This is a genomic window from Achromobacter sp. JCM 18799 (assembly GCF_055395645.1).
The window spans coordinates 5,994,935-6,008,562 of sequence record NZ_AP043866.1 but is presented as its reverse complement, the minus strand read 5'-3'; the positions used below and the strand labels follow the sequence as shown (position 1 = coordinate 6,008,562).

At 67.4% G+C, this 13,628-nt stretch carries 11 protein-coding genes; 9 read left to right on the top strand and 2 right to left on the bottom strand.

The features are described from left to right. The first annotated feature begins 9 nt into the window (after positions 1 to 9). From kdpF to ACZ5YA_RS28390, 9 genes are all read left to right on the top strand, one after another. A complete protein-coding gene (kdpF, locus tag ACZ5YA_RS28430) occupies positions 10 to 99 on the top strand; it encodes a K(+)-transporting ATPase subunit F (protein WP_013391886.1) in 90 nt (29 codons plus the stop codon). Next, positions 99 to 1,901 carry a potassium-transporting ATPase subunit KdpA gene (gene kdpA / locus ACZ5YA_RS28425; protein WP_118931694.1) on the top strand — a complete coding sequence of 601 codons (1,803 nt, stop codon included), beginning with the start codon at positions 99 to 101 and terminating at the stop codon, positions 1,899 to 1,901. The genes kdpF and kdpA overlap by 1 nt, the downstream gene beginning before the upstream one ends. Before the next feature lie 8 nt (positions 1,902 to 1,909). Further along, positions 1,910 to 4,069 (top strand): potassium-transporting ATPase subunit KdpB, encoded by a 2,160-nt coding sequence (gene kdpB / locus ACZ5YA_RS28420; protein ID WP_464091501.1) that lies wholly within the window; start codon positions 1,910 to 1,912, stop codon positions 4,067 to 4,069. A 24-nt stretch (positions 4,070 to 4,093) separates the two neighbouring features. Then, the gene (kdpC, locus tag ACZ5YA_RS28415; RefSeq protein ID WP_059373796.1) at positions 4,094 to 4,702 is read left to right on the top strand and encodes a potassium-transporting ATPase subunit KdpC; all 609 of its coding nucleotides are present in this window, start codon (positions 4,094 to 4,096) and stop codon (positions 4,700 to 4,702) included. Between the two features lie 51 nt (positions 4,703 to 4,753). Next, positions 4,754 to 7,540, top strand: a complete 2,787-nt coding sequence (locus ACZ5YA_RS28410; RefSeq protein WP_059373795.1) for a sensor histidine kinase — start codon at positions 4,754 to 4,756, stop codon at positions 7,538 to 7,540. A 12-nt stretch (positions 7,541 to 7,552) separates the two neighbouring features. Continuing rightward, complete coding sequence (gene kdpE / locus ACZ5YA_RS28405; protein ID WP_059373794.1) at positions 7,553 to 8,245, top strand: two-component system response regulator KdpE; 693 nt, start codon at positions 7,553 to 7,555, stop codon at positions 8,243 to 8,245. A 116-nt stretch (positions 8,246 to 8,361) separates the two neighbouring features. Continuing rightward, positions 8,362 to 9,138: a TorF family putative porin gene (locus ACZ5YA_RS28400; protein ID WP_118932858.1), complete on the top strand. Its 777-nt coding sequence runs from the start codon at positions 8,362 to 8,364 to the stop codon at positions 9,136 to 9,138. A 145-nt stretch (positions 9,139 to 9,283) separates the two neighbouring features. After that, positions 9,284 to 9,607 (top strand): hypothetical protein, encoded by a 324-nt coding sequence (locus tag ACZ5YA_RS28395; RefSeq protein WP_251877679.1) that lies wholly within the window; start codon positions 9,284 to 9,286, stop codon positions 9,605 to 9,607. Positions 9,608 to 9,610: 3 nt separating this feature from the next. Continuing rightward, complete coding sequence (locus ACZ5YA_RS28390; RefSeq protein ID WP_059373791.1) at positions 9,611 to 10,510, top strand: 4-hydroxy-tetrahydrodipicolinate synthase family protein; 900 nt, start codon at positions 9,611 to 9,613, stop codon at positions 10,508 to 10,510. Here ACZ5YA_RS28390 and ACZ5YA_RS28385 read toward each other — a convergent pair. Further along, positions 10,488 to 12,029 carry a methyl-accepting chemotaxis protein gene (locus ACZ5YA_RS28385; protein ID WP_464091500.1) on the bottom strand — a complete coding sequence of 514 codons (1,542 nt, stop codon included), beginning with the start codon at positions 12,027 to 12,029 and terminating at the stop codon, positions 10,488 to 10,490. The genes ACZ5YA_RS28390 and ACZ5YA_RS28385 overlap by 23 nt on opposite strands. A 211-nt stretch (positions 12,030 to 12,240) precedes the next feature. Beyond that, entirely contained in the window at positions 12,241 to 13,497 is a 1,257-nt protein-coding gene (gene icd, locus ACZ5YA_RS28380; protein WP_054450062.1) for an NADP-dependent isocitrate dehydrogenase, read from the bottom strand. Between the last annotated feature and the right edge of the window lie 131 nt (positions 13,498 to 13,628).

Here is a 13,628-nt window from a genome sequence, read left to right as displayed (position 1 = left end):
AGAGCAGCTATGAACTGGCTCTATTGGCTGAGCGGCCTGACGGCCGCCCTGTTGTTCGTGTACCTGCTGGTCGCGCTGTTCAAACCGGAGAAATTCTGATGACCGCCGAATTCGTCGGATTGCTGGTCGTATACCTGGCAGTCCTGCTCGCGATCGCGCCCCTGCTCGGGCGCTACATCCGTATCGCCATGGAAAACGGGCAGTCCCGGCTGACCGCCTGGGGCCGCCCCATCGAGCGCGGCATCTACCGGCTGGCGGGCATAGACCCGCAGGCCGAGATGGGCTGGAAGCGCTACGCCGTGGCGGTGCTGACCTTCAACATCATCGGCATCGCGGCCGTCTACGCCCTGCAGCGCCTGCAGGGCGTGCTGCCGCTCAATCCTGCCGGCATGGGTGCGGTGTCGCCGGACTCGGCCCTGAACACCGCCATCAGCTTCGTGGCCAATACCAACTGGCAAGGCTATGGCGGCGAATCGACGATGAGCTACCTGACGCAGATGCTGGCGCTGACGGTGCAGAACTTCGTCTCGGCCGCCACCGGCATCGCCGTGCTGTTCGCGCTGATCCGCGGCCTGTCGCGCCATTGCTCGGCCACCGTGGGCAACTTCTGGACCGACATGGTGCGCAGCACGCTGTACGTGCTGCTGCCGCTGTCCCTGGTCCTGGCGCTGGCGCTCGTCAGCCAGGGCGTGATCCAGAATTTCAGCCCCTACCAGGAAGTCCAGACGGTCGAAGCCGTGCACTACGACCAGCCTCGCGTAGACGCGCAGGGCCAGCCCGTGCTGGACGCCCAGGGACAGGCAGTGACCGATCCCGCCGTCAGCAAGACCCAGACCCTGGCGATGGGTCCGGTCGCTTCGCAGGAATCGATCAAGCTGCTGGGCACCAACGGCGGCGGCTTCTTCAACGCCAACTCCGCGCATCCGTTTGAGAACCCCACGCCGCTGGCCAACTTCCTGGAGATGCTGGCCATCCTGGCGATTCCCGCCGCGCTGTGCTTTTCGTTCGGCGAGATGGTGGGCAGCCGGCGCCAGGGCATCGCAATCCTGGCGGCCATGACCGTGCTGTTCGCGGTGTTCGCCCTGTCCGCCGCCTACTTCGAACAGCAGCCCAATCCCATGGCGGCCCAGGCCGGCGCCGACAGCGCGCTCAGCGCGTTCTCGCCGGGCGGCAACATGGAAGGCAAGGAAACCCGCTTCGGCATCGCCGCCACCTCGCTGTTCGCCACCGTCACCACGGCAGCGTCCTGCGGCGCGGTCAACGGCATGCACGATTCGCTCAACGCCATGGGCGGCCTGACGCCGATGCTGTTGATGCAATTGGGCGAGGTGGTCTTCGGCGGCGTGGGTTCGGGCCTGTACGGCATGCTGGCCTTTGCCATCCTGGGCGTCTTCATTGCCGGGCTGATGATAGGCCGCACCCCGGAATACCTGGGCAAGAAGATCGAAGCCTATGACATGAAGATGGTCTCCATCGTCATCCTGGCGACCCCGCTGCTGGTGCTGGTCGGCACGGCGCTGGCGGTCTCGGTGCCGGCCGGCCAGGCTGGTGTGCTCAATCCAGGCATCCACGGTTTCTCCGAAATCCTCTATGGCCTGACGTCGGCCGCCAACAACAACGGCAGCGCCTTCGCCGGGCTGTCCGCCAACACGCCCTTCTACAACGTGCTGCTGGGCATCGCCATGTGGTTTGGCCGCTTCGCCATCATCGTCGCCATCCTGGCGATGGCCGGCTCGCTGGCCGCCAAGCGCCGCCTGCCCGCCGGCCCCGGCAGCATGCCCACCACCGGCCCGCTGTTCGTGGTGCTGCTGATCGGCGCGGTACTGCTGGTGGGCGCTTTGACGTATGTGCCCGCGCTGGCATTGGGTCCTGTCGCAGAACATCTGCAAGTGAAAGGCTAGGAATGAAAATGGCCAAGATTGAAACCTCTACTACCGGCGCCGGAGGCGGTGCCGCCCGCGCCGCATCGCACGCCGCGCATGAACGCCAGTTCGGCATGTGGTCGCGCGCCCTGGTCGGCCCTGCGGTGCTGGACAGCCTGCGCAAGCTCTCGCCTGCCGCGCAGCTGAAGAACCCCGTGATGTTCGTCGTCTACGTCGGCAGCATCCTGACCACGGTGCTGTGGGTCATGGCCCTGCGCGGCCAGGCCGAAGCGCCCGCCGGCTTCATCCTGGCGATCGCCGTGTGGCTGTGGTTCACCGTGCTGTTCGCGAACTTCGCCGAAGCCCTGGCCGAAGGCCGCGGCAAGCAGCAGGCGGCCACCCTGCGCGGCCTGCGCACCACCATCGACGCCCGGCTCCTGAAGGGCTTTCGCGATGCCGACGCCAGCACGGCGCAACCCGGCGCCTGGCGCAGCCAGGCCGTCAGCCAACCCTCGGGCCTGCTGCGCCGGGGCGACGTGGTGCTGGTCGAAGCGGGGGACATCATCCCTGGCGACGGCCAGGTCATCGCCGGCGTGGCATCTGTGGACGAAAGCGCCATCACCGGCGAATCCGCGCCCGTGATCCGCGAATCCGGCGGCGACTTCTCGTCCGTTACCGGCGGCACCCGCGTGCTGTCGGACTGGATCTTCGTGCGCATCGCCGCCGATCCCGGCGAGAGCTTCCTGGACCGCATGATCACCATGGTCGAAGGCGCCAAGCGCCAGAAGACGCCCAACGAGCTGGCCCTTACCATCCTGCTGGTGGGCCTGACCGTGGTCTTCCTGCTGGTGGTCGTGACCCTGATGCCGTTCTCGATCTATGCGGTCAGCGCCGCCGGCGGCGGTTCGGTCGTGACAGTCACGGTGCTGGTCGCGCTGCTGGTCTGCCTGATCCCCACCACCATCGGCGGCCTGCTGTCGGCCATCGGCGTGGCCGGCATGAGCCGCATGATGGGCGCCAACGTCATCGCGACGTCCGGCCGCGCCGTCGAAGCCGCCGGCGACGTGGACGTGCTGCTGCTGGACAAGACCGGCACCATCACTTTCGGCAACCGCCAGGCCTCGACCTTTCTGCCTGCCCCCGGCGTGTCCCCGCGCGAACTGGCCGAGGCCGCGCGCCTGGCCTCGCTGGCCGATGAAACGCCGGAAGGACGCAGCATCGTGGCGCTGGCCGACAAGTCCATCCACGCGCCCGCCGCCCCCACCCCGCACGCCGAATTCGTGCCCTTCACCGCGCAGTCGCGCATGAGCGGCGTGAACCTGAACGGCCGCATGATCCGCAAGGGCGCGGTCGACGCCGTGCAGGCGTGGCTGGCCGAGCAGGACTCGACGGTGCCGGAGCAGGCGCTGCGCCTGGCCGAAGACGTGGCGCGCCGCGGCAGCACGCCGCTGATGGTCAGCGACGGCAACCGCGCGCTGGGCGTGGTCGAGCTGAAGGACATCGTCAAGCCCGACATTCAGTCGCGCTTCGCGGAATTGCGCCGCATGGGCATCAAGACCGTAATGATCACCGGCGACAACAAGCTCACGGCCGCGTCCATCGCCGCCGAGGCCGGCGTGGACGACTTCCTGGCCGAAGCCACGCCCGAAGCCAAGCTCAAGCTGATCCGCGCCTACCAGGCGGAAGGCCGGCTGGTGGCGATGACGGGCGACGGCACCAACGATGCGCCCGCGCTGGCGCAGGCCGACGTCGCGGTGGCGATGAATTCGGGCACCCAGGCCGCCAAGGAGGCGGGCAACATGGTGGACCTGGATTCCAACCCCACCAAGCTCATCGAGATCGTCGAGATCGGCAAGCAGATGCTGATGACCCGCGGCGCGCTGACGACCTTCAGCGTGGCCAACGACGTCGCCAAGTATTTCGCCATCATTCCGGCCGCCTTCGCCACCGTCTATCCGCAATTGAACGTGCTGAACATCATGGGCCTGGCCACGCCGGCCTCGGCCATTCTGTCGGCCGTGATCTTCAATGCGCTGATCATCGTGGTGCTGATCCCGCTGGCGCTCAAGGGCGTGCGCTATCGCGCGCTGGGCGCCGCCGTGCTGTTGCGCCGCAATCTGCTCATCTATGGCCTGGGCGGCCTGCTGGTGCCGTTTGCCGGCATCAAGCTGGTCGACATGGTGCTGGCCGCCCTGGGCTGGGCCTGAGCCTCAAACTGCAAGGAACCCATCATGAAAAATTCCGCCACCCTGCCGCGCCAAGGCGGCATCCTGCGCCCCGCGCTGGTCGTCTTCGCCGCGCTATCGCTGGTGACCGGCCTGGCCTATCCCTTCCTGACCACGGGCATCGCCGCAGCCGTCTTTCCGCACGAAGCAGCCGGCTCGCTGATCAAGCAAGGCGACCAGGTCGTAGGCTCGGAGCTGATCGGCCAGTCGTTCAGTTCGCCCGGCTACTTCTGGGGCCGCCCGTCGGCCACCGCGCCCATGCCGTACAACGGCGCCGGCTCCGGCGGCTCGAACCTGGGACCGCGCAATCCCGCGCTGGCCGATGCCATCCAGGCCCGCATCGCCGCCCTGAAGGCGGCCGACCCGGACAACCCGGTCCCGGTGCCGGTGGACCTGGTCACCGCGTCCGGCAGCGGCCTGGATCCGCACATCAGCCCGGCCGCGGCGGCTTACCAGGCAGCGCGCGTGGCGCGCGCTCGCGGCCTGCCGCAAGCGCAGGTCGATGCCCTGATCCAGGCCCATACCGAAAAGCCCTGGCTGGGCGTGCTGGGCGACCCTGCGGTCAACGTGCTGACGCTGAACCTGGCGCTGGACCAATTGCGTCCGGCGCGCTGATGCCGCGGCGTATAGTATTGCCAGCCGTTCCCTCACACCTACTGCGCGTTCATGGCTGATATCGCTGGCGAGCGTCCCGACCCCGACGCGCTCTTGAAGACCCTGGACGACGCCGCGCGCCAGGCGGTGCGCGGCAAGCTGCGCGTCTACTTCGGATCATCGGCCGGCGTGGGCAAGACCTACGCCATGCTGGTGGCGGCGCGCGCGCAGGCCGCCCAGGGCGCCGACGTGCTGGCCGGCATCGTCGAGACCCACGGCCGGCGCGAAACCGCCACGCTGCTGGAAGGCCTGCCTGTCCTGCCGCTCAAGGACGTGCCGTACCGCGGCCACGTGCTGAAGGAATTCGACCTGGACGGCACGCTGGCCCGCCATCCCGACCTGGTACTGGTGGACGAGCTGGCGCACTCGAACGCGCCAGGTTCACGCCATGCCAAGCGCTGGCAGGACATCCACGAACTGCTGACTGCCGGCATCGACGTCTGGACCACGCTGAACGTACAGCATCTGGACAGCCTGAACGAAGCGGTGGGCAGCATCACCGGCGTGCGCGTCTGGGAGACCGTGCCCGACGAGGTCTTCGACGCGGCCGATGAAGTCATTCTGGTGGACCTGTCGGCCGACGAGCTGCTGCGCCGACTGAAGGAAGGCAAGGTCTATCTGCCGGAACAGGCCCGCCACGCCAGCCGCAATTTCTTTCGCAAGGGCAACCTGATCGCGCTGCGCGAGCTGGCGCTGCGCCGCACCGCCGACCACGTCGACGACGACGTCCAGGCCTATCGCCGCGACCGCGCCATCGAACCCGTGTGGCGTACGCGCGAAGCGGTGGTCGCCTGCATCGGTCCGGACGTGGACGCCGAGTACGTCATCCGCAGCGCGCACCGCCTGAGCCAGCAGCTGGAATGCGATCTGCACGTGGTCACCATCGACACGCCGCGCGCGGCCCCGCCGCCCCAGGCCGAACAGGAACGCATCCAGCGCAGCCTGGCCCTGGCGGATTCACTCGGCGCGCGCAGCGAAACCCTGGCCGGCGGCGACATGGTCGACGCCGTGGTGCGCTACGTGCGCCGCCACAACATCACCAAGGCCATCATCGGCCGCACCCGCGCCAGCGGCCTGCAGCGCCTGCGACTGTCGCTGTCCGCCGTGTTGACCGCGGCCATCTCGCCGGGCTGGCTATGGCGGCGCCACAGCTTTGCCGACATGCTGGCCGCGGGCTGCCCCGAAATCGACATCATCCGCCTGGGCGCGCCGCCGCTGCCGGCCGCGTCCGCGCCGGGACGCGACCCGCTCACACTGGGCCGGCGGACGCGCCAGGCCGCCGACGAGCGCAATGCCCGGCCGCTGGCGGGCTATGCCTGGGCGCTGTGCTATTGCGCCGCCGCCACCGCGCTGTCCATGCTGGCCTTCCCGGCGCTGCACCAGACCAATATCGTCATGCTGTTCCTGCTGGCGGTGGTGGCCGTGGCGCTGCGTCACGGGCGCGGACCGGCGGCGCTGGCCTCGGTCATCAGCGTAGGGCTGTTCGATTTCTTCTTCGTGCAGCCGCTGGCGTCCTTCGCCGTATCGGACGTGCAGTACCTGCTGACGTTCGGCGTGCTGCTGTCGGTGGGCCTGCTGATCGGCCAGCTGACGGCCGGCCTGCGCTTGCAGGCGCAGGCCTCGGTCAAGCGCGAGGCCGATGCCCGCAGCCTCTACGAGTTCGCGCGCGAACTGTCGTCCGCGCTGCTGCCCGAGCAGATCGTCACCCTGGCCAGCGCCTTCGTGCATGCCACCTTCGGCTCGCGCTGCGCGCTGTACATCCTGGGCATGGACGACCGCCTGAAGCTGGCGTCCCCCGCGGCGGACGACATGCCGCCGCTGGAATCCGCGCTGGCCCAATGGGTCTACGACCACGGACAACCCGCCGGCGCAGGCACCTCCACCCTGTCCAACAGCGAACTGCTGTACCTGCCCCTGAAGGCGCCGATGCGCACCCGCGGCGTGCTGGCGCTGGCCGCCCCGCGCCGCAGCCTGTTCCTGAATCCCGACTCGCGCCGCCAGATCGAGGCCTACGCCACCCTGATCGCCATCGCGCTGGAACGCCTGCACTACGTGGAAGTGGCGCAGCAGGCGCTGGTCAGCATGGAATCCGAGAAGCTGCGCAACTCGCTGCTGGCGGCCGTCTCGCACGATCTGCGCACGCCGCTGACCAGCCTGGTCGGCATGACGGACACGCTGATGCGCCAGCAGGCGACGCTGCCGCCCGACATCCACGACACCGTCCGCGCCATGCGTGACCAGGCCCAGCGCATGCACGCGCTGGTGGTCAATCTGCTGGACATGGCGCGGCTGCAGAACCGCGACACGCCGCTGCGGCTGGAATGGCAATCCATCGAGGAGCTGGTCGGCGCCTCGCTTGCCGCCATGCGCGAACCGCTGGCCGCGCACCGCGTCACCGTGGACAGCCTGTCGCAGCTGCCGCTGGTGGAATGCGACGGCGTGCTGATCGAGCGCGTGCTGTGCAATCTGCTGGAGAACGCGGCCAAGTACACGCCTGCCGGCAGCACCCTGCGCCTGCACGCGGACGTACACGAGGGCGAACTGCGCGTGGCAGTCAGCGACAACGGCCCGGGCGTGCCGCCGGGCGCGGAGCGCCGCATCTTCGAAAAATTCACGCGCGGCGACCGCGAGTCCGCCACGCCAGGCGTCGGCCTGGGCCTGGCCGTATGCGAGGCCATCATCGCCGCGCACCATGGGAAAATCTGGGTCGAACACGCGCCGGGCCAGGAATCCGGCGCCCAGTTCGTCTTCACGCTGCCCCTGGGCGCGCCACCCCCGATCCAATCCGAAACCCCTTGAACGCCGCAACGCATGTTCGACTACCAGCCTACCGTCCTGATCATTGAAGACGACGCCAACATCCGGCGCTTCGTGCGCCAGGCCCTGGAAAGCGAGGGCTGCGTCGTGCACGAAGCCGAAACCGTCAAACGCGGCCTGATCGAAGCCGGCACCCGGCAGCCCGACGCGGTGGTGCTGGACCTGGGCCTGCCCGACGAAGACGGCATGACCCTGATCCGCGAGCTGCGCGGCTGGACCGAGGTGCCGGTGCTGGTGCTGTCCGCGCGCAGCGCCGAAGCCGACAAAGTCGCCGCGCTGGACGCCGGCGCGGACGACTACCTGACCAAGCCTTTCGGCGTCAGCGAATTGCTGGCGCGCCTGCGCGTACTGCTGCGGCGGCACGCCAGGGGCGGCGCGGGCAATGCTTCCGAGATCAGTTTCGGCGACGTGCGCGTGGATTTCGCCAAGCGCGTGGTGGAACGCGGCGGCCAACACGTGCACCTGACCGCGATGGAATACCGGCTGCTGGCGGCGCTGCTGGCGCATCGCGGCAAGGTCATGACGCACCGCGAACTGCTGCGCGAGGTGTGGGGACCGTCGCACGTGGAAAGCAACCACTACCTGCGCATCTACATGGGCCACCTGCGCCAGAAGCTGGAAGCGGACCCGGCCCAGCCCGTCTACCTGCTGACCGAGATCGGCGTGGGCTATCGCTTCGCCGGCTGAAGCGCGCGTAGCGGGCGCGCATTGACGCCGCGTTTATGCGCAGCCCGCAAGTCTTGTCTCGGCCTTTATGCCGTTCCTCCTATTGTTGCGGTCCGATCCAACATTAGGAGCCCCTCATGCCCCGCCGCACCTTGGCCGCGCTCGCGCTGCTGACCCTGACCGCCGCGCAAGCCGGCAACGCGCTGGCCGCCGATGCGCCCGCCGACGCAGCGCCCGCCGCTTCCGATTTCACGCTGACGGCCAACCTCACCCTGGCCAGCCAGTACCGTTACCGCGGCCTGATGCAAAGCAATAACAAGCCCGCCATCCAGGGCGGATTCGACCTGGCCCACTCCAGCGGCTTTTACCTGGGCAACTGGAACTCCAGCATCAGCTGGCTCAACGACAGCAATAGCGAGGTGTCCGCGCCCGTCGAAATGGACTTCTACGGCGGCTACAAGGGCAATCTCGCGCAGGACGTGCCCGTCGACCTGGGCGTCCTGCAGTACTACTACCCTGGCGACTACCCCTCCGGCTACACCAGCCCGGACACCACCGAGCTGTACGCCGGCATCGGCTACGGGCCGCTGATGTTCAAGTACTCCATTTCTCTGACCAACCTGTTCGGCTTCGCCGACAGCAAGCACAGCCAATACTTCGACCTGTCCGGCAACTTCGACACCGGCGTCTGGGGGCTGACCGTGAACGCGCACGTGGGCCGGCAACTGGTGCGCAACGTCGACAACGGCAACTACACGGACTGGAAGCTGGGGCTGACGAAGGACTTCGGCCAAGGCCTGTCGGTGTCGCTGGCCTACCTGGACACCAACGCCGACCGCGCCGTCTACACCAATACGCGCGGCCGCGACATGGGCCGCGCGACGGGCCTGCTGTCGCTGACCAAGACGTTCTGAGAGCGCCCGGGCGTTGACGCGTTTTTTACGCGCCGCGTCCGCTTTTATCGGCAGGATTTACGGCGCGCTTCCTATAGTGGAACCGTCATCAACCAACCGGATCCCCGGAACGCCGCAAGCGGCGCCTCCGGCCCCGCTACCCGTCATGATCCCCCGACTGCAAGCCTGCCACGCCCCCATGCCCGACTTCCTGCCCGCGCAGCCTACGCACGCCCGCAACGAACGGGTCGCGCTGACCATCAGGATAGACACGATGGACGCGCTGAACGTGCGCCTGGCGCTGCACCGCGCGTTGGGCGAGCGCATCGGCGTCTACATGCTGTCGGTGGACCATGCCCATGCGCAAAGCGTGCTGCAACTGCAATGCGAACGCGAACAACTGGATGCGCTGATGCACGCGGTGATGTCGGGCCTGCCCCGCGCCGAGTTCGGCCCGGTGCTTCCCGCGTACGCGATGATGGGGCAGTAAGCCATGGACGCGCCACGCAAGACCGCATTTGAAGGCATCTGGCTGCCCATGGTCACGCCGATGCGCGGCGGCTATGTGGACCTGGACGCCGCACAGGCGCTGGCCCGCTACTACCGCAACGCCGGGATCGCGGGCCTGGTGCTGTTCGGTTCCACGGGCGAAGGCAATCTGCTGAGCGTGCCGGAGAAGATCGACATGATAGAAGCCGTATCGAGCGACCCGCACGCGCTGCCGCTGGTGTTCGGCGCCGGCGGCGTGGACACGCGCGGCGTCGCGACGGCGATCCGGCGCCTGGACAAGTACCAGCCGGCCGGCTACCTGGTGCCGCCGCCCTACTACCTGGGCCCGTCGCAGGCCGGCATACTGTGGCACTACCGCCAGATCGCCTGGGCCACGCAGCGGCCCATCATCCTGTACAACATCCCCAAGCGCACTGGCGTGACCATGACGGTCGAAACCATGGAGGCGCTGGCCGCGCTGCCCAACTTCAGCGCTGTCAAGGAATGCAATCCCGCGGTGCTGGCGGCGTTGAACCGGCGCGGCACGCTGACCCCGCTATGCGGCGAGGACCTGGCCCTGCTGGACCACTTCCTGGCCGGCGGCCTCGGCGCCATCCCCGCCGCCGCGCATATCTATCCCGAGCGCTATGTCGAGGTCATGCAATTGGCCCGCGACGGTCACGCGGAGGCCGCGCGCGAACTCTTTGAGCCCTTGCGCGGCCTGATCCGCCTGCTGTTTGCCGAACCCAATCCCGCGCCGATCAAGCGCGCCCTCTCGATGCAGGGCCTGATCACCGACGAGTTGCGCATGCCCATGACCAGCGCCAGCCGTGAACTCGGGCAGCGCCTGCAGCGGGCCATGAGCGTGGTGCAGGGCTCGCCTAGCCGGCTGCAGACAGCTTGAAGACGGACACCGCGTTCGCCAGCTCGCCCGCCTGATCGCGCAGAGCGCCAGCCGACGCGGCGAACTCTTCCACCAGCGCGGCGTTCTGCTGCGTCACGCCGTCCAGATGCGTCACGGCCTGGTTGATCTGTTCGATGCCCACGCTCTGCTCGGCCGAGGCCGTGGCGATCTCCCCCATCAGCGGCGCACTGGTGGCGGCCGATTCCAGCACGTTGCCCATCGTCGCGCTGGCCTGCTCGACGCGCTGGCTGCCACGTGCCACCGAATCCGCCGACGCTTCGATCAGCGTCTTGATCTCCTTGGCGGCGGTGGCCGAGCGCTGAGCCAGCGCGCGCACCTCGCCCGCCACTACGGCAAAGCCCCGGCCCTGTTCTCCGGCCCGCGCCGCTTCCACTGCGGCGTTCAGCGCCAGGATGTTGGTCTGGAACGCGATCTCGTCGATCAGCCGGATGATCTCGTCGATGCGCTGCGAGCTATGCGAAATCTCGCGCATGGCGTCGATGGCATGCTGCGTTTCATCGCTGCCCTGCCGGGCCAGTTGCGCTGCCTGGCCGGCCAGCGCGCTGACCTCGCGCACGTGTTGCGCGCTCTGCTGCGCGGTCGCGGTGATCTGCTCCACGCTGGCGGCCGTCTGCTCCAGCGCGGCGGCCTGCTTCTCGGTGCGGTCCGACAGGTCCATGCTGCCCGCCGCGATCTGCCGCGAGGCCGCGGCAATGGATGCCGTGGAATGCACGATGCTGCGCACCGCCCCGTCCAGGCGTTGCTGCATCCGCGCCAAGGCGTCGAACAGGCGGCCGATCTCGCCGCGCTGATTGCGCGGCACGCTGCCCGACAGGTCGCCGTTGGCCACGCGCTCGCACACCGCCACCGCCTGGTCCAGCGGACTCAGGATGTGCCTGCGGAAAAAGCGCAGCGCCGCCGCCAATAGCACCACCAGAAGGCCGAGCGTCACGCCGCCCTGGCGCCATAAGGTGGCGTGGAACGCCTGGTCGACGTCATCCACGTACAAGCCCGTGAACAACAACCAGCCCCAATCGGCGTCATAGGCGGCGTAGCTGATCTTGGGCAGCGCCTGATCCGTTCCCGGCCGCGGGAACTGGTAGCGCGTATAGCCGCCGCCGGCCTTGCCCTGGGCATAGAGGTTTTCGAAGATCGGCTGCCCGGCGCTGTCCTTGACGGCCCGGACGTTGGTGCCGACCAGCTTGGGATCGGGGTGCACCAGCAGGTCGTAGCCGTCGCCGAAGGCGCCCACGTAGCCGTCCTCGCCATAGCGCAGCTGCGCCAGCCGGCGCGCCACATTGCGCTTGGCCTCGTCCAGGGGCATGCCCTCGCCTACGCTTTGCTTGCCGTTGCGCACGATGCTGGAGGCCAGATCGAGGACGTGGCGCAGCTCGGTCTTGCGCTCGGCCACCATCTCGGCGCGCCGCTCCCAGGCGTCCCAGGAGCCCAAAGCCAGCACGGCGGCGCCGACTGCGAACACAAACCACAGCAGTTCCCTGCGCAAGCTGGAATTCTTCATAGTCCTCTCATCCTTCTTCACCCGGCCAATGAAACCAATCAAGGCAGAATGTGACGGTTTATGTATGTGTTCCGTCAGAATAAGGGACAGCACCAGGGTTTTCACCAAGACTGCGCGGGGCGCTTGATCTAACGCAAGGCCCATAAAAAAAACGCAAGGCGCGCTTGCCTTGCGTTCTTTCGTCGTGGCGGCTTTTGAGCCGCGCTGTCGATTACATGTTTTCGATCATCACCTGGCCGAAGCCCGAGCACGACACCTGGGTCGCGCCTTCGAGCAGGCGCGCGAAGTCGTACGTGACCTTCTTGGACAGGATGGATTTTTCCATGCTGGAGATGATCAGGTCCGCGGCTTCGGTCCAGCCCATGTGGCGCAGCATCATTTCGGCCGACAGGATTTCGGAACCGGGGTTCACGTAGTCCTTGCCCGCGTACTTGGGCGCGGTGCCGTGGGTGGCTTCGAACATGGCGACCGAATCAGACAGGTTGGCGCCCGGGGCGATGCCGATGCCGCCCACTTGCGCGGCCAGCGCGTCCGAGATGTAGTCGCCGTTCAGGTTCAGGGTGGCGATCACGTCGTATTCGGCCGGACGCAGCAGGATCTGCTGCAGGAAGGCGTCAGCGATCACGTCCTTGACGATGACTTCGCGGCCCGTCTTCGGGTTCTTGAACTTGCACCACGGGCCGCCGTCGATGAGGGTGGCGCCGAATTCCTTCTGCAGCAACGCGTAACCCCAGTCGCGGAAGCCGCCTTCCGTGAACTTCATGATGTTGCCCTTGTGCACCAGGGTCAGCGACGTACGGTCATTGTCGATGACGTACTGCGCGGCCTTGCGCACCAGGCGCTCGGTGCCTTCGCGCGACACCGGCTTGATGCCGATGGACGAAGTGTTCGGGAAGCGGATCTTCTTCACGCCGAGCTTGGTCTGCAGGAACTGGATCAGCTCCTTGGCCTGTTCGCTTTCGGCCATGTATTCGATGCCGGCGTAGATGTCTTCCGAGTTCTCGCGGAAGATCACCATGTTGGTCTTTTCGGGTTCGCGCACCGGCGAAGGCACGCCCTTGAAGTACGCCACCGGACGCAAGCAGACGTACAGGTCCAGCTGTTGGCGCAGGGCCACGTTCAGCGAACGGATGCCGCCGCCCACCGGCGTGGTCAGCGGGCCCTTGATGGACACCACGTAATCCTTGACGACGTCCAGGGTCTCGTCAGGCAGCCACACGTCCGGGCCGTAGACCTTGGTGGCCTTTTCGCCGGCATAGACTTCCATCCAGTGGATCTTGCGCTTGCCGCCATAGGCCTTCTGCACCGCCGCGTCGACGACCTTGATCATCACCGGGGTGATGTCAGCGCCCGTGCCGTCGCCTTCGATGTAGGGGACGATGGGCTGATCGGGCACATTCAGCGAGAAATCGGCGTTGACCGTGATCTTCTGGCCGCCAGCGGGAACCTTGATATGTTGGTAGGACATGAATGCTCCATTTGCTCCGAGTGGTTTTTCTGCACGCGCCGGCATCGGGAAGCGTCCGTTCCAGCGGGGAAGATCGCCCTCAGGAACCACGCACTGGATGGCCGATAGCAACCAATTCTATATCGCAAAGA